Genomic DNA, 16422 nt, shown 5'->3' with positions numbered 1-16422 from the left:
GAACCACCGTGACAGCCAGCTCCGCCAGCGCAGCCGCGCCCGCCCCCGCGCCCTTCCAGATCTCCTTCGAGTTCTTCCCGCCGAAGACCGACGAGATGGAGGCCACGCTCTGGAAGTCCATCCAGCGGCTCGCGCCGCTCACGCCGCACTTCGTGTCGGTGACCTACGGCGCCGGCGGCTCCACGCGCGAGCGCACGCACCACACGGTGCATCGCATCCTGCAGGAGACCTCCCTGGTGCCGGCCGCGCACCTGACCTGCGTGGCCGCGACGCGCGAGGAAATCGACGCCGTCGCCGACGACTACTGGAACGCCGGCGTCCGCCACGTGGTCGCGCTGCGCGGTGACATCCCCGGTGGCGATGCGCCCTACTTCCCCACCCCGGGTGGCTACGCCTACGCCGCGGAGCTCGTGGAAGGCCTGCGCAAGCGCCGCGACTTCGAGGTCTCGGTCGCTGCGTATCCTGAGGTGCATCCCGAGGCGAAGTCGCCGCAGGAAGACCTCGACAACCTCAAGCGCAAGCTCGACGCCGGCGCGACGCGCGCCATCACCCAGTTCTTCTTCGACAACTGGGCCTACCTGCGCTTCGTGGACCGCGCCCGCAAGGCCGGCATCACCGCGCCGATCGTGCCGGGCATCATGCCCGTCACGAACTTCACGCAGACGGCGAAGTTCGCGAAGGTCGCCGGCGCGAGCGTGCCGAGCGCCTTCGCGAAGCATTTCGAAGGGCTCGAGGACGATCCCGAGACCCGCAAGCTGGTCGCCGCGTCGCTGGTCGCCGAACAGGTCACGCAGCTCGCCCAGGCCGGCGTGAAGGAGTTCCACTTCTATACGCTCAACCGCGCCGACCTCACGTACGCCATCTGCCACCTGCTCGGCCTTCGCGCACGCACGGTGCAGGCGGACCGGGGCACGGAGGCGGCATCATGAGCACGTTCACCCGCGCCTCTCGCATCGAGGCCCTCCACGCCGAAGCCAAGCATCGCCTGCTGATCATCGATGGCGCGATGGGCACGATGGTGCAGACCTACGGGCTCACCGAGAAGGATTACCGCGGCTCGCGCTTCGCCGACTGGTCGCGCGACCTCAAGGGCAACAACGACCTGCTGATCCTCACGCGGCCTGATGTGGTCGGCGGCATCCACCGCGCCTACCTCGAAGCCGGCGCTGATATCATCGAGACGGCGACGTTCAACTCGACGCGCATCTCGATGGCCGACTACGGCATGCAGGAGATCGTGCGCGAGCTCAACACGGAAGGCGCACGGTTAGTGCGCCATCTATGTGATGAGTTCGAGGCCAAGGACGGACGCCCCCGCTGGACCGCCGGCGTGCTCGGCCCCCTCAATCGCACCGCCTCGCTCTCGCCGGACGTCAACGACCCCGGCGCGCGCAACATCACCTTCGCCGAGATGGTGGAGGCCTACGCCGAGTCCACGCAGGGCCTGCTGGACGGCGGCACCGACATCATCCTGATCGAAACGATCTTCGACACGCTGAACGCCAAAGCGGCGATCTTCGCCGTCGAACGCGTGTTCGACGAACGCGGCGAGCGTGTGCCGGTGATGATCTCCGGCACCATCACCGACGCCTCGGGCCGCACACTCACCGGCCAGACCACCGAGGCCTTCTGGAACTCGGTGATGCACGCCAAGCCCTTCAGCGTGGGCCTCAACTGCGCGCTCGGCGCCAAGGACCTGCGCGGATACGTACAGGAGCTCGCGCGCGTCGCCGACTGCTACGTGACGGTGCATCCGAACGCCGGCCTGCCGAACGAGATGGGCGGCTACGACGAGACGCCGGCCTACACCTCGTCGATTCTGAAGGAGTTCGCCGAGAGCGGCCTCGTGAACGTGGTCGGCGGCTGCTGCGGCACGACGCCGGCGCATATCAAGGCGATCGCCGAGGCGGTGAAGGGCCTGCCGCCGCGCACGATTCCCGAGATTCCGAAGCGCCTGCGCCTCTCGGGTCTCGAGCCCCTGGTCATCGGCCCCGACTCGAACTTCGTGAACGTCGGCGAGCGCACGAACGTCACGGGTTCCAAGAAGTTCGCCGAGCTGATCATCGGCAATCGCTACGACGAGGCGCTCGAGGTCGCGCGCCAGCAGGTCGAGGCGGGCGCGGTGATCATCGACATCAACATGGATGAGGGCATGCTCGACGCCGAGGCGGCGATGACGCGCTTCCTCAACCTCGTGGCGTCGGAGCCGGGCATCTCGAAGGTGCCGATCATGCTCGACAGCTCGAAGTTCAGCGTCATCGAGGCCGGCCTGCGCTGCGTGCAAGGCAAGGGCATCGTGAACTCGATCTCGCTGAAGGAAGGCGAAGCCGAGTTCATCCGCCAGGCGACGCTGGTGCGCCGCTACGGCGCGGCCGTGATCGTCATGGCCTTCGACGAGCAGGGGCAGGCGGACACGGTCGAGCGCAAGGTCAGCATCAGCGAGCGCGCATACAAGATCCTCACCGAGCGCGTGGGCTTCCCGCCTGAAGACATCATCTTCGACCCGAACATCTTCGCGATCGCCACGGGCATCGAAGAGCACAACCGCTACGCGCTGGACTTCATCGAAGCCACGGGGCTGATCAAGCAGCGCTGCCCGCACGCGCGCATCTCCGGCGGCGTCAGCAACGTCTCGTTCTCGTTCCGCGGCAACAACCCGGTGCGCGAGGCCATCCACTCGGTGTTCCTGTACCACGCCGTGAAGGCGGGCATGGACATGGGCATCGTGAATGCCGGCGCGCTGGTGCTCTACGAGGACATCCCGGCCGACCTGCGCGAGCGCGTCGAGGACGTGGTGTTGGCTCGCCGCGCCGACGCCACCGAACGCCTGCTGGCCGTCGCCGACCAAGCCAAGGGGCAGTCGCAGGCCAAGAAGGCGGATCTCACCTGGCGCCAAGGGCCGGTGCACGAGCGCCTCTCGCACGCGCTGGTGCACGGCATCGCGGATTTCGTCGTCGAGGACACCGAGGAAGCCCGCCACCTCTTCGACCGCCCCATCGAGGTCATCGAAGGCCCGCTGATGCAGGGCATGAACGTCGTCGGCGACCTCTTCGGCGCCGGCAAGATGTTCTTGCCGCAGGTGGTCAAGTCGGCCCGCGTGATGAAGCGCGCGGTCGCGCACCTGATTCCTTACATCGAAGCCGAGAAGGCGCTCAACCCGGAGTCACGGGCCAAGGGCAAGGTCGTGATGGCCACGGTCAAGGGCGACGTGCACGACATCGGCAAGAACATCGTGGGCGTCGTCATGCAGTGCAACAACTTCGAGGTCGTGGACCTCGGCGTCATGGTGCCCTGCGCGAAGATCCTCGAAGCGGCGCGCGAGCACAACGCGGACATGATCGGCCTCTCCGGCCTGATCACGCCTTCGCTCGAAGAGATGGCCTTCGTCGCCAGCGAAATGCAGCGCGAGGGCTGGACGATTCCGCTGCTCATCGGCGGCGCGACGACATCCAAGGTGCACACGGCCGTGAAGATCGCGCCGAACTACACGGGCCCGGTGGTGCACGTACTCGACGCCTCGCGTGCGGTGGGGGTGGCCAGCTCGCTGACGAGCGACGGCTTGAAGGACCAGTTCGTGCGCGAAGTCGCCGACGAGTACGAGGCCGTGCGCAAGCATCGCGCGGCGCGACAGAAGGACCAGAAGCGGCAGACGATCGCCGAGGCGCGGGCCAACAAGCCGAAGCTCACCTGGACTGGGGACGCCCCGGCGCCGTCTTTCGAAGGCGTGCGCGTCTTTGACGAATTCCCGCTCGAAGAGCTCGTGCCGCGCATCGACTGGACGCCGTTCTTCCAGACTTGGGAGCTGGCGGGCTCGTATCCGGCGATCCTCGAGGACAAGGTCGTCGGCGAAGCCGCGCGCAACCTATGGAACGACGCGCAGGCCATGCTCGAGAAGATCGTCGACGAGAAGTGGCTGCGCGCGCGGGCCGTCGTCGGCTTCTTCCCGGCGTGGTCGGATGGCGAAGAGCAGATCTACGTCGAACGAGGAACGGTGAAGGGGGAAGGGCGTGAGACCGTCACGATCCAGACCATTCGCCAGCAGATGGTGAAGAACGACGGGCGTCCGAACTACGCCCTCGCCGACTTCGTGGCGCCGAAGTCCGCCGGCGTGCGCGACTACCTCGGCGGCTTCGTGGTCACCACGGGCATCGGGCTCGATGCCAAGGTCGCTGAGTTCGAGGCGGCGAATGACGACTACAACTCCATCATGGTGAAGGCGCTGGCCGACCGTCTGGCCGAGGCCTTCGCCGAGCGGCTTCACGAGAAGGTGCGGCGCGAGTTGTGGGGCTACGCGCCGAACGAGCATCTCGACAACCAGGCGCTGATCAGGGAGCAGTACCAAGGCATTCGCCCCGCGCCGGGGTATCCGGCCTGCCCGGACCACACGGAGAAGCGCACGCTGTTCGACCTGCTCGACGCCGAGAATCTCTCGGGCGTGCATCTCACCGAGAGCTTTGCCATGCAGCCGGCCTCGGCGGTGAGCGGCTGGTACTTCTGGCATCCCGAGGCGCAGTACTTCGGCGTCGGGAAGATCGAGAAGGATCAAGTCGAGGCGTATGCGGCGCGGAAGGGCGTGTCGCAGGCAGAGGCGGAGCGTTGGTTGGCGCCGATCCTCAACTACGACCGCTGATCAACGTCGCGTCGTGGGCGTGACGCGGTAGCGCTGCAGCTGCGGGAACGGGTCCTCGACCGTGCGGAACGTCGAGGGCCCTCCGCCGCTGATCAGGCTGGGCAGCGCGGTACTGCGTCCGAGCAGGCGGCCGCTCGCCGCGTCGATGAAGTACGTCGTCACAGAGACGATCGTCGGATAGAACGCGCCGCCACTGCGCGCGCGAGTTCCGCCGGAGGCGAGATCGCGCCGCGAAACCTGCAGCACCAGTGTGTTGGCATCAAGAAACCACAGCGCCGATGTGAAGTCATCGCCGTAGCCGATTGTGGCTGCACCGCGGGATCCCCCGGGCCCTCGCGTCATCAAGTAGAAGGTGTGGCGATACGACGGCAGCACGATCTCCCAGCGCAGGCGATCGTCCGCGCCATAGAGCCGCACATTCGGACCACTCGGCTGGGCAAAGGCAACCGCCCCATCGGATGCGCAGGCGAGCATGCCACCGCCTCGATTCTCCATCTCGACGAGCGACGGAATCGAGTCCTTGCTCCAGCCTTGGCCGAACGCCCGAAGCCTGGAGAGGTCCGGCGCCAGACGGAGCAGCGAGTGCGTACCGTCCCAGACGGCGACCACAGCGCCAGTCGGCGTCACACAGCCCGAGATGAAGTCCCACTCACGCGTCGCGGCGCGCGCGAGCGTCAGTTCGCCTCCTTCGCGATGCAACAGCGTGGCGCCGAAGAACGCCTGCATCACCAAGAGGCGCTGCTCGTCGAGCTTGAGCAACGTCACCGGATTGGTGAACTCGCCGGGTCCGCGACCGCGACGGCCGAATGTCGAGACGTGCCGGCCCTCGCGATCAAAGACGCGCAGCGTGTTGTCAGAACTTTCCGCGACGACAATCGTGCCATCGGCGAACTCTGCCACGCTCGAAATGTGGGCAAAGAGCAGCGGACCCTCGTCGGCATCTTCACCGACTGCGAGGTCCGGACCGCGCAGCGTCAGGAACTGCTGGGGTCGCACGGAGGGCACGCGCGCAGCCGGCGTCTCCGGCTTGGGCACCGGTCGCCGCGCCTGGGCACCCAGCCGTGTGGTCGGCAGGACGCCCCCCAGCGCCGTGAACAGCATCAGGGCCAGCGCCGTTGCAGGCAGTCGCCGCCTCCGACCGATACTCAGGAGTCTCCACGGCACTCGCATGCGGGACGATGCCGCGGCGCGCCGGACCTGTCCAGCCCGAGTCGGCCCTCCGGCGTTAACTTTCAGCCCTATGTCCGAACACCACCGCCGAGTCCTGATCGTGGACGACGACGCCGCCGTGCTGCAGGCGTCGTCGATGCTACTCAGCCGCTCCGGCTTCGTGGTGGACCCGGCTCCGTCCGGCGAGGTCGCGCTGCGCTTGATCGCCGAGCGCACGTACAGCGCCATCCTCTCCGACATCAACATGGACGGGATGAGCGGGCTGGACCTCCTGCGGACCATTCGCGAGAGGGACCTCGACACACCCGTCATCCTGATCACGGGCGGTCCGTCGCTGCAGACGGCGATCGATGCGATGGCCTGGGGTGCGCACCGCTACCTGCTGAAGCCAGTCGCCCCGAAAGAGCTGATCGAGGCCGTCACGCGCGCCGTGCTACTGTCGGATCTCGCGCGACTCAAGCGCGAGGCCTTCGCCCTGCGAGGCGCACAGGGGCTGCCGGTGGACGACGAGAAGGCGCTCAACGCGTCGTTCACGCGAGCGCTCGACCGCCTCGCCATCGTGTTCCACCCGATCGTCTCGATGCGGCAGCGCCGCGCGTTGGGCTTCGAGGCCCTGGTACGCTCTGCCGAGCCGACGCTGGAGCACCCTGAAGCGCTGCTCGGCACGGCGTCGTTGCTCGGACGCTCCGACGAACTCACGCGGGCCATCTACACGAAGATCGCGTCGCACGCGCCGTCGCTGCCCGACGGCCGTCTGCTGTTCGTGAACGTGCACCCGCCCGACCTGCTCGACCATTCGCTGCACGGACTCGGGTCGCCCTTGGCGCCGTTCGCGGAGCGCATCGTCCTCGAGATCACCGAGCGCGCGAGCATCGAGAAGATGGGCGACATCAGCAACATCGTGCGCGATCTGCGCCTCCTCGGCTATCGCCTCGCCGTGGACGACCTCGGCACCGGCTATGCGGGGCTCTCGAGCTTCACGCAGCTCAGCCCTGAGATCGTGAAGCTCGACCGCTCGCTCGTCGAAGGCATCGACGAGAACCCGACCAAGCAGCGCGTCGTCCGCGCGATGCTGCAGCTCTGCGAAGATCTCAAGATGCAGGTGATCTCCGAGGGCATCGAGAAGGCCAGCGAGCGCGATGCGCTCGTGTCGCTGGGCGCCGACCTCCTGCAGGGGTACCTGTTCGGGATGCCGGCGTCGCATTTCAACGACCCACCGATCTGACCGGCGCCCTGCGCCGCGATATCCCCCCAACGCGTGCCTGACATGTCGTCTGATCTCCTGACTCCCCGCCCCGCCCTCACGCAGCTTTCCGAGGACGAACAGGCCTTCAAGTCCGCCGTCGCCGAGTTCGTGAACGGCGAAGTGCGTCCGCGCATCGCCCAGATGGAGCGCGAAGCCAAGCTCGACCCGGCGCTCATCAAGGGCTACTTCGAGATGGGCCTGATGGGCATCCAAGCCGCCGAATCACACGGGGGCGCCGCTGGCTCCGTGATGATGGTGACGCTGGCCGTGGAGGAGATCTCCAAGGCCGACGCCTCGAGCGCGATCATGGTGGACGTGCAGAACACGCTCGTCGCGCACCCGCTGCTCTCGGCGGGCACGAAGGAGCAGCTCGACAAATGGATGCCGGCGCTGTGCTCGGGCACGGTTGGCGCCTACGCGCTGTCGGAGGCGTCGAGCGGATCGGATGCCTTCGGCCTGCAGACGCGCGCCACCAAGGTGGACGGCGGCTGGAAGCTGAACGGTCGCAAGATGTGGATCACCAACGGCGCCGAGGCGGGCATCTTCGTGCTCTTCGCGACCGTTGACCCGGCGAAGGGCTACAAGGGCATCACCGCGTTCATCGTCGAGCGCGACATGCCGGGCTTCGCCGTCGGCAAGAAGGAAGACAAGCTCGGCATCCGTGCCTCGAGCACGACCGAGCTGATTCTCGAGGATGTGTTCGTCCCCGACTTCAACGTGCTCGGCCCCGTCGGCCAGGGCTACAAGATCGCCATCGAGACGCTGAACGAAGGACGCATCGGCATCGGGGCGCAGATGATCGGCGTGGCGCAGGGTGCGCTCGACGCCGCGGTGGCCTACGTGAAGGAGCGGCAGCAGTTCGGGAAGTCGCTGGCCGAGTTCCAGGGCATCCAGTTCCAGCTCGCGCAGGCCGCGACCGAACTCGAAGCCGCGCGACTCATGGTCTACAACTCGGCGCGGCTGCGTGACGCCGGCGAGGATATCGCGCAGGCTGGCGCGATGGCGAAGCTGTATTCGTCGCAGGTCGCCGAGCGCGTGACGTCGCTGAGCCTCGAACTCTTCGGCGGGTACGGCTATACGAAGGATTATCCCGCGGAGAAGTTCTATCGCGATGCGAAGATCGGGACGATCTATGAGGGGACGTCGAACATGCAGTTGTCGACGATTGCGAAAGGCTTGCTGAAGTAACTGAACGGCAGCTGTGAGCTCTAAGCTGTAAGCTGAGAGCTTCTGCGCTCACGCGTCGGTTGGCTGGCGAGTGATACCGTGACGTACACGAGGATACTCGTCACGAGGCTGAGGCCGCTGACGGTTACGCCGGTGGGGAGGCTGATGAGCTTGGCGTAGGCGGCGGTCTCGAGGGCGAGTGTGAGTACGAGGCCGGTGAGGATGCTGGCGAGGGCTGCCTGCTTGGTGCCGTGCTCCCAGGTGAGGCCGATGGCGAGTGCGGGCACCAGCGTGCTCGCGAAGAGGCCGTAGCCGAAGATGCCGAGGAACGCGACGAGCGTGCCGCTGAGTTGCGCGGTGACGGCTCCCATGACAGCGAGGGTGACGGTCCACAGGCGTGCGCTGCGAAGTCCCTGCGTGGCGTCGAGTGTCCGGCCGAGGGCCTTGGGGATATCGCGCGTGATGGCGGCGGCACCGATGTTCAAGAAGCTGTTGACCGTGCTCATGATCGCCGCGGCGACGCCGGCGAAGACGAGGGCACTCACGAACTCCGGTACGTAGCGCAGCAAGAACTGCGGCGTCGCATCGTCAGCGGTGGCGAGCGCGGGCATCTCGCCACGTGCGACCAGCGCCTTCACGGCAAGCCCGACGCCCACGAAGAGCAGCTGCGCGAGGATCATCGCAACAGTCATCAGCGCAGGATACCAGCGCAGGCGCCGCGCATCCTTGAGCATGAAATACTTGTGCGCGATATGCGGCTGGCCCAGCGAGCCGACGGCAAAGACGAAGAAGAAGCTCAGCGCGACCATCGCCCCGCGCGCGCCCCAGGGGCCGACGAGCGCAGGGTTGACCGTTTCGATTGCCCGCGTGATGGCGGCGAGTCCGTTGCCTGAATCCAGTGCGAATACAAAGACGATGCTGCTCGCAATGGCCATCAACGCACCTTGGAAAACATCCACCCAGATACCCGCGAGGATGCCGCCGCTCGCCGAGTAGGCGATGAGCACGGCGGTGCCGATCCACAGCGCCGCCGTGAGCTCAAGGCCGAACAGGGCGCGCACCACGAGCCCGAGGGCGAGCACGTTGGTGCCGAGGTATCCGACGACACCCACCAGGATCGCGACCGCGCTCCAGCCCTGCACCGCGCGCGAGCCGTAGCGCAGCGCGAGAACGTCCGGCACGGTCATCAATGCATGCTGCTCGCCGAGGGCGCGCATGCGCGCACCGAGCACCAGCGCGCCGTAGGTGTTCGTGAGCGCCGCCGGCAAGATGATGAACAGCGCGGTGAGGCCAATCGAGTAGACCAGCCCCGGTCCACCGATGAACGAGAACCCCGAGAGTGTCGTCGCCATCGCCGCGATGGCGAAGGGCAGCAGTCCCACCGAGCGGCCGGCGAGGAAGAAATCCTCAGCGGACTTCGTACGCCGTGCAGCGAGCCAACCGATCAGGGCGCAGGCGGCGAAGTAGGCGATGCCCACAGTGAGAATCACTTGGACTCGACCTCACGCGGAAACGCCCACGCGTATGCCAGCGGCAGCAACACGAGCGGGATGCCACCCGTGAGCAGGAGCATCAAGGCCGTGGCACGCGGCAATCCGAAGAGCAAGGGACCATTGGCCGCGTGCGGCGTCATGGTCAGCGCGACACAGAAGCCAAGCAGCGTACAGCCGCAGGCAACGAGCACTGCCGCCGCTAGGCGCGGCGCACGCGGGCCCGCGCCGAGCAGTCCGAGTCCCGTGAGCACGAGCACAGCCCCCGTCGCGAGCAACCACGGCGCCATCGCCGGCACGGCGGCGAGAAGCGTCAACGCATACGCCGCCGCAACCGCGAGGGCACCTGCCGCGAGAATGGCGATGGAAAGCGAACTACGCATCCGCCAAAGATACGCAGGCCACCACCCAACCCCCATCGAACGAACGGCGGAGGAAGCTTTCGCTCCCTCCGCCGTTCACCGTTCACCCTTCACCTTTCACCCTTCACCCTTCACCCTGCCTCAGCGCGTCCCGATCAACCCGTTGAACACCAGCTTGAAGGTCCCGTGCGGCTGCGCACGGAACAACGCCTCGGGGCCGATCAAGCGCACCATACCACGGCCCACGCGGGCGTCCGCGGCGGCCACGCCACCCTCGAGATACGTCTCACCCCAGGCCCAGCCGCTGCGCAGGGCGTTCGGGGTGTCGAACCACGCGATCGGCGTCACGCCCTTGGCCTGCGCATCCGGCGCAAGGCGGAACACGGGCGAGTTGTCGTACATGACGATCGCGCGCGAGGTCATGCCGCGACCGGCCGCCGTGGTGCTGTCGACCGCGACCTCCAGCAGCGAGCCCGGCACGTAGAACTTCTCGCTGCCGAGTTCACGCTCCTCGCCCGTGGGCATGCGCTCCACGAGATGGTTGCTCATCGGCAGCCCGAAGTGCTGCGCGATGTTGGTCGAGCTGCCGATCGTGATGATCGTGCCGCCGTTCTCGGCGAACTGCTTGAGCTGCGGGACCGTGCGGTCCTGCGTGACGTTGCCGAGCCAGCCGCGGAACTCGGCCGGAATCGCGTCCGCAGCCCCTGCACCGCCCTGCTGTCCGGGGCCACCCTGGCCCTGCGCGCCGGCCGCGGCGGGGCCGCTGCGGTACGCCGGGATCGCACCGTCGACGAAGAGGAGCGCGTCGTACTTGGCGTTCAGATTGCCCGCGTCGAGTTCCTGCGGATACACGACCGTGAACGGGAACTCGTACTGCTCGAGCAGCCAGCGCGTCCAGCCGCTGGGCATCGAGCCGCCGAAGCGATCCCACAGGCCGATGCGCATCGGACGCACGGCGGTGGCACCGGTGTTGTTGCCGCTGGTGAACGACAGGCCAAGTTCAGTGGCCGCGCGCTGTACGATCGGGCGGCTGCCGGCGGTGGCCGGGATCACCCAGGTGCCGTCCGGCTTGCGCAGCACCATCTGGTTGGCCTTGAGCAGACGGTTCACGACGATGAACGCATCGTTGTGCGCGCCGGAGAGATGCCACACGTTCGCGCTCGCCACCGTGCCGGCCGCCGGACGCACGCGGTTGGTCGGCGCGATCTTCTCGAACGGACCCGTGAGGTTGTCGAGCACGCGGTCGTAGACCACGCCCATCTGCATCGCCAGCGTCCAGCCGGCGTTGTCGTAGGGCGGCGTCGGCGGGCCACCGGGCACGCGGAAGTCGTTCGGGTGATCCTGCGCCTCGAACATGTCGAGCACGTGGGCACCGAAGGCCTGGCCGACCTTTACCACGTACGAGCCGGCCGGGTACTGCTTGCCGCCGTGCGAGAAGGCCGCCGTCGCGCGATGCACGTCGATGCCGGCCTTCTGCAGCGCCACGATGAAGCGCACGGCCGTCGGGAAGTCGCGCTGGTTGGCCGGGATGATGTACGCACGCGGATCGCGGTTCTCCGGCGACTTCATCGCGGCCATCATCTGCTGCGCCGCTTCGCCGGTGCGCTGCTGCGCGGCATTGCCGAAGCCGCCGAGGAAGGCCATCGGGTTGTCGGCCTGCTGCTGCGAACGGCGCTGGCGGTTCTCCGCGTCGATGCGCGCGGCCACGGCCGCGTTGCGCTTCGGCCAGATGGTCCAGCTGTCACGGTTGCCCTGCTCGATGCGGTCGTTGCCCATCTTCCAGATGTTGAACAGGAAGTGCTCGCGGTTGCGCGAGACGACGTCCAGCACGGCCTTGTTGGCGGTCACCGAGTACTCGACCGACGAGCGGAACTTCCACGGACCCGGCTGCACGGGCAGCGGCAGGTCGGCGCTGGCGATCTGCCGGCTGGCGATGAACGGGATCTCCATGCCCGACGGCGTCCCGATCGTCTCGGTGAGCAAGCCGATCATGTTGTGGAAATACACCGTCGTACGCAGGCCGCCGTTCCACCACGTGGAATAGCCGGCGCCGGAACGCATCACGACACCGCCCTTCTCCTCGAGCACGAAGCGGTTGTGCATCGCGCCGCCGACCACATCGAGGCCCGTCTTGATCAACGGGTGGATGTTGAAGTTCATCGGATCGCGGAACGGTGGCGCGAACATCACCGTGCCGGCCGGACCCGTCTGGTGATGGTTGTACATCACCTGCGGATACCACTCGGTGTACAGCACGCGGTTCAGGTTCTCGGACTCCGGCTGCGCCGCGAGGTAGAAGTCGCGGTTGTTGTCGTGCCCGATGTACTTCTGGTACAGGCGCGGGATGTTGTTGTACGTCCGACGGCGCGGATCCGGATTGCGCATGTACCAGTCGCTCACCAGCTCCATGCCGTCGGGATTGGCGTGCACCATCACGATGATCAGGTCATCGAGGAAGCGCTTCGTCTCGTCGTCCTGCCCGCTCACCAGCTGCCAGTTGGTCTCGATCAGCTGCTGCGCACCCAGCACCTCGGTGGCGTGCAGGCCGCCGTCGATCCAGACGATGCCCTTGCCCTCGCGGGCCAGCTGCCGGGCCTGCTCCGCCGTCACGCCCTCGGCGCGCGCGAGTCGCTCAGCGATCTGCCGGTAGCGCTCCTTGTTGCGGAGGTTCTCGGGGCTGGAGACGATCGCCATGATCTGCGGGCGACCCTCGGCCGTGAGCCCGATGGTGTCGAGCTCCATGCGGTCCGACTCGTTGGCGAGGCGGATCCAGTACTCGTGGAACTTGCTGTAGTTGGGGAGCACGTAGTCGGCGCCGATCTGGTGGCCGAAGAACTGCTCCGGCGAGGTCAGCCGCGGCTGCTGCGCGGCCAACGGAAGGGCGGCGACCGCCGTGAACGGAAGGGCGAAAGCCAAGGAACGCCAAGACATCGCGAACGACTCCAGGTGGGAGTGAAGGGCTAGCCTAAACCTACGCGGCCGGCGCGGGGTACGTTGGGGACGCCTAGATTTCCCCGACACACTTCGCACGACACGATGCGCCTCATTGGATTTGCCTTCTCCGCGCTGCTCCTCGCCGCAGCGCTTCCGGCGACGCCGCTTGCGGCTCCGCTGGACGCCCAGATTGCGCAGGCGGAGTTCGCCGCGCGCCGCGAGGCGCTGGTTGCGCGTCTCGACGACGGCGCGGTCTTGGTGCTCGCGGCGCCAGAGGCGGCGCAGGACTACCTGCCGTGGTCGCAGTCGCGGCCCTTCTATTATCTGACGGGCTTCCGTGAACCCGACGCGGCGCTGCTGCTCGCCCGCGTCAACGGCAGCATCCGCGCGACGCTCTTCGTGAGTCCGCGCGACCCCGCGCAGGAAGTCTGGACCGGCGCCCGGCTTGGCGTGGATGGCGTCGGGCCGGCCACCGGCATGCAAGGGCGCGACGTCGCGGAGCTGCGCAATGCCGTGGACTCGGTGCTGCGCGGCGACATCCGGCTCTACGTGGTCGGCGACTTCTTCGGCGGTCCAACCACGCTCTCGGCGCATGAACAGTACGTGAATGCGCTCAAGGCATCGTTTCCGACGGCGCGCATCGAAGACGGCACGGGCGCCGTGGCGCGGCTGCGCGGCAGGAAATCCGAGGCCGAGCTCGAGCGCCTGCGCATCGCCGCCGAGATCAGCGCTCGTGGGCATCTCGCCGCCTTCGCGCTGGCGCAGCCTGGCGTCGGCGAATGGGAGTTGCAGGCGGCAGCCGAGGCGGTGTGGCGCCGGGAGTCCGGTGACGTGCCGGGCTACGGCTCGATTGTCGGCTCCGGTCCCAACGCGACGACGCTGCACTACAACGTGAACACGCGGGTGACGCAGGCCGGCGACGTGGTCGTCATGGACATGGCGACGCAGTTCGACGGCTATTCCGCCGACATCACCCGGACGATTCCCGTGAGCGGACGCTTCTCGCCCGCCCAGCGCGACATCTACGACGTGGTGCTGGCCGCACAGAAGGCCGCGGAACGGTTGATCGAACCCGGCGCACGTTGGCAGTCGCTCACGACCGCCGCAGCGAACACCCTCGCGCAGGGCCTCACGCGGCTCGGTCTCATGGACTCCCCGAACGCGACCTACGACTGCGGCAGCGCGCAGCGTCCGCGCCGCTGCCCGCAGCTCGCCCTGTTCTACATGCACGGGCTCGGCCACGGCATCGGCCTCGACGTCCACGACCCGGATCAGTACGAGCAGTCGGCAATCGGTGTCGGCAGCGCGTTCACGATCGAGCCCGGCATCTACGTGCGTGAGAACCTGCCGCAGATCCTGCCGCGCACGCCGGACAACGAGGCCTACCTGCGCCGGACGGCACAGGCCTTCGAACGCTACAAGGGCATCGGCGTGCGCATCGAGGACGACTACCTCGTCACGGCGCGCGGCGTCGAGCGCCCGAGTGCGCTGGTTCCGCGTGAACTCGAGGACGTCGAGCGTGTGATGCAAGAGCCCCGGACACCGTGGGACAGCGCCAGCACCCAGCGCGTGCAACGGATGCGCAGCGGCACGCCCTGAGCCGACGGCTCAGGGCCGCGGAATGCCCTGCAGGATCCCGGTACGGATGCGCCGCGCGCGCGAGTTTGCGTTCGGATCCGGTTCGATACGCCGCTCGCTGCGCGTATCGAGCTCCACGCGCGCCGTGAGGGGCACGCGCGCCTCGCCGCGCAGCGCGACCACCGGGAGCTCCGCGCCGGGACGCGCGCCCCACACCGCGCGCCACTTGCGGCCGAACTCCGCATCCGTCGTGGCGAAGCCGCCGATCTGCACCAGCACATCGCCGAGTTCGACGCCGGCCTTCGCGGCCATGCCGTCGGGGTCGAGTCCTGTGACCATCACGCCGTCGGGGTGGCTGCGCAGCAACACGCCGAGCCGCGGTTCCGTCACCTTCTCGTCGACGAGCCGCCAGCCGCCGAGGCGGAGCCATTCCGCCCACGGATACGCGTCTCGACCGTCGATGTAGCGCCGTTCGAAGTCGCCCCAGGCCTTGCCACGCGAGGCGCGGGCGACGGCGTTCCACACGTCATCGTGTGTGAAGCCGCGACCGGACTTGTAGGTACGCGCATACAGCTCGCGCATGATGGCGTCGAGCGAGCTGCGGTTGTCCGAGGCATCGCGGATGAGGATGTCGAGCGCGAGGCCGGCCAGCGAGCCTTTGTCGTAGTAGAGATCGCCGGTACCGTCGCGCATGCCGAGCCAAGTCTGGAACGACGCGTCTTCGAGCGCCGTGGCTGGGCGGTCCTCGACGCTGGCGATCTTGCCGAGCGTCGTCTCGAGGAACTGCACCTCGTCGATCAGCCCGCTGCGCACGAGCGCGAGGTCGGCGTAGTAGTCGGTGACGCCCTCGCTGATCCAGAGCCACGGCGTCGGCTGCGCGACGTCGTAGCGGTAGGGCCACATGTCCGCCGGGCGCAGGCGCTTCACGTTCCAGGCGTGCGCGATCTCGTGCGCGTGGATGCTCGCGACGAACGGTTCGTCGAGGAACGGCGTCCCGACCAGCGCGAGCTCGCTCTCGGCGTGCTCGAGTGCCGCCATGCCGCCGACGTCCGGGTGCGCCACCTGCAGCACGGTGTAGCTGCGCCACGGCACCTCGCCGAACACCGCGGCCAGCGGCTCGACGCTGCGCGTGAGGGCATCCCAGAGCGCCGCGCGGCGCGGGCCGCTCACGCTGCCCACGGGCCACGTCGCGAGCCGCATCCAGCGATCGGCGACACGTGCGCTATCGAAATCGAAGCGACCGACGAAGATCGGATGGTCGAGCAAGTCGTGCACGTCGCTGGCGCGGAAGCGATGCGCGGAGTCTCCGGGCGCCATGCCCGTCGCCACGCGCCACTCGGCTTCCGTGCGGACGCTGAGGCTCGCGGGAGTGTCGAGCCGTCCCTCCGGGTACAGCAGGATGTTCGTGCCGTTCAGGAAGGCGAAGTCGCGATCGCTCCAGCTGCCCGCGACGTCGAGTGCATCCGTGCGCACCGAGTACGCGACCTCGACGGTGCTGGCACGCGTCGCGTGAATGCGCCAGGTGTCGGGGTCCAGCTTGTCCCAGCGCAGCGGCTGACGCCCGTCGCTGGCCGCGAAGCCCGAGACGGCGCGGGCGTAGTTCGCGATGTCGTACGAGCCCGGCGTCCACGCCGCCATCGAGAGCAGCACGGGACCCGCGGAGTCGACCTGCACGCGCAGCGTAATGTCGACGCGTGCCTCGCTGAGTTGCGCCCGGCCGGCGTGGATCTCGATCCCGAGGTCCCGGAGCGGCACCGAGCGCGGCGGGCGCCCCTGGGCGGCGAGCGGCGCAGCGGCGAACAACGCCAACAGGAGGATTCTCATCGCCGAAGGCTCGGGGCTCCC

At 67.8% G+C, this 16422-nt stretch carries 10 protein-coding genes; 5 read left to right on the top strand and 5 right to left on the bottom strand.

The genetic code is table 11. From position 1 onward, the window contains the following. Positions 1-8 precede the first annotated feature (8 nt). Together metF and metH are read left to right on the top strand one after the other, a co-directional pair. The gene (gene metF / locus Strain318_RS01825; protein WP_367886829.1) at positions 9-929 is read left to right on the top strand and encodes a methylenetetrahydrofolate reductase; all 921 of its coding nucleotides are present in this window, start codon (positions 9-11) and stop codon (positions 927-929) included. After that, positions 926-4630, top strand: a complete 3705-nt coding sequence (gene metH, locus Strain318_RS01820; RefSeq protein WP_367886828.1) for a methionine synthase — start codon at positions 926-928, stop codon at positions 4628-4630. The genes metF and metH overlap by 4 nt, the downstream gene beginning before the upstream one ends. Here the strand turns inward: metH and Strain318_RS01815 are convergent, their stop codons facing one another. Continuing rightward, complete coding sequence (locus Strain318_RS01815; RefSeq protein WP_367886827.1) at positions 4631-5731, bottom strand: 6-bladed beta-propeller; 1101 nt, start codon at positions 5729-5731, stop codon at positions 4631-4633. A gap of 139 nt (positions 5732-5870) precedes the next feature. On the opposite strand from Strain318_RS01815, the gene Strain318_RS01810 reads away from it, so the two are divergent. Next, positions 5871-7025, top strand: coding sequence for an EAL domain-containing response regulator (locus Strain318_RS01810; RefSeq protein ID WP_367886826.1), 1155 nt, complete (start codon positions 5871-5873; stop codon positions 7023-7025). A 42-nt stretch (positions 7026-7067) separates the two neighbouring features. Beyond that, complete coding sequence (locus Strain318_RS01805) at positions 7068-8234, top strand: acyl-CoA dehydrogenase family protein (RefSeq protein WP_367886825.1); 1167 nt, start codon at positions 7068-7070, stop codon at positions 8232-8234. Between the two features lie 20 nt (positions 8235-8254). On the opposite strand, the gene Strain318_RS01800 is transcribed toward Strain318_RS01805, so the two are convergent. The 3 genes from Strain318_RS01800 to Strain318_RS01790 form a co-directional block, all read right to left on the bottom strand. After that, entirely contained in the window at positions 8255-9703 is a 1449-nt protein-coding gene (locus Strain318_RS01800) for a sodium:solute symporter family transporter (protein ID WP_367886824.1), read from the bottom strand. Continuing rightward, the gene (locus Strain318_RS01795; RefSeq protein ID WP_367886823.1) at positions 9700-10086 is read right to left on the bottom strand and encodes a hypothetical protein; all 387 of its coding nucleotides are present in this window, start codon (positions 10084-10086) and stop codon (positions 9700-9702) included. Before Strain318_RS01795 ends, Strain318_RS01800 begins: the two co-directional genes overlap by 4 nt. A 120-nt stretch (positions 10087-10206) precedes the next feature. Continuing rightward, positions 10207-12996, bottom strand: coding sequence for a M14 family metallopeptidase (locus Strain318_RS01790; protein WP_367886822.1), 2790 nt, complete (start codon positions 12994-12996; stop codon positions 10207-10209). Between the two features lie 105 nt (positions 12997-13101). On the opposite strand from Strain318_RS01790, the gene Strain318_RS01785 reads away from it, so the two are divergent. Further along, on the top strand, positions 13102-14598 hold the full coding sequence (locus Strain318_RS01785) for an aminopeptidase P N-terminal domain-containing protein (RefSeq protein ID WP_367886821.1): 1497 nt from the start codon (positions 13102-13104) through the stop codon (positions 14596-14598). Positions 14599-14607: 9 nt separating this feature from the next. Here the strand turns inward: Strain318_RS01785 and Strain318_RS01780 are convergent, their stop codons facing one another. Then, on the bottom strand, positions 14608-16401 hold the full coding sequence (locus tag Strain318_RS01780) for a M61 family metallopeptidase (RefSeq protein WP_367886820.1): 1794 nt from the start codon (positions 16399-16401) through the stop codon (positions 14608-14610). Positions 16402-16422: the final 21 nt, after the last annotated feature.

The organism is Pseudogemmatithrix spongiicola, from assembly GCF_030623445.1.
Taxonomy (GTDB): Bacteria; Gemmatimonadota; Gemmatimonadetes; order Gemmatimonadales; family Gemmatimonadaceae; genus Pseudogemmatithrix; species Pseudogemmatithrix spongiicola.
This window is presented reverse-complemented; position numbering and strand designations above follow the sequence as displayed.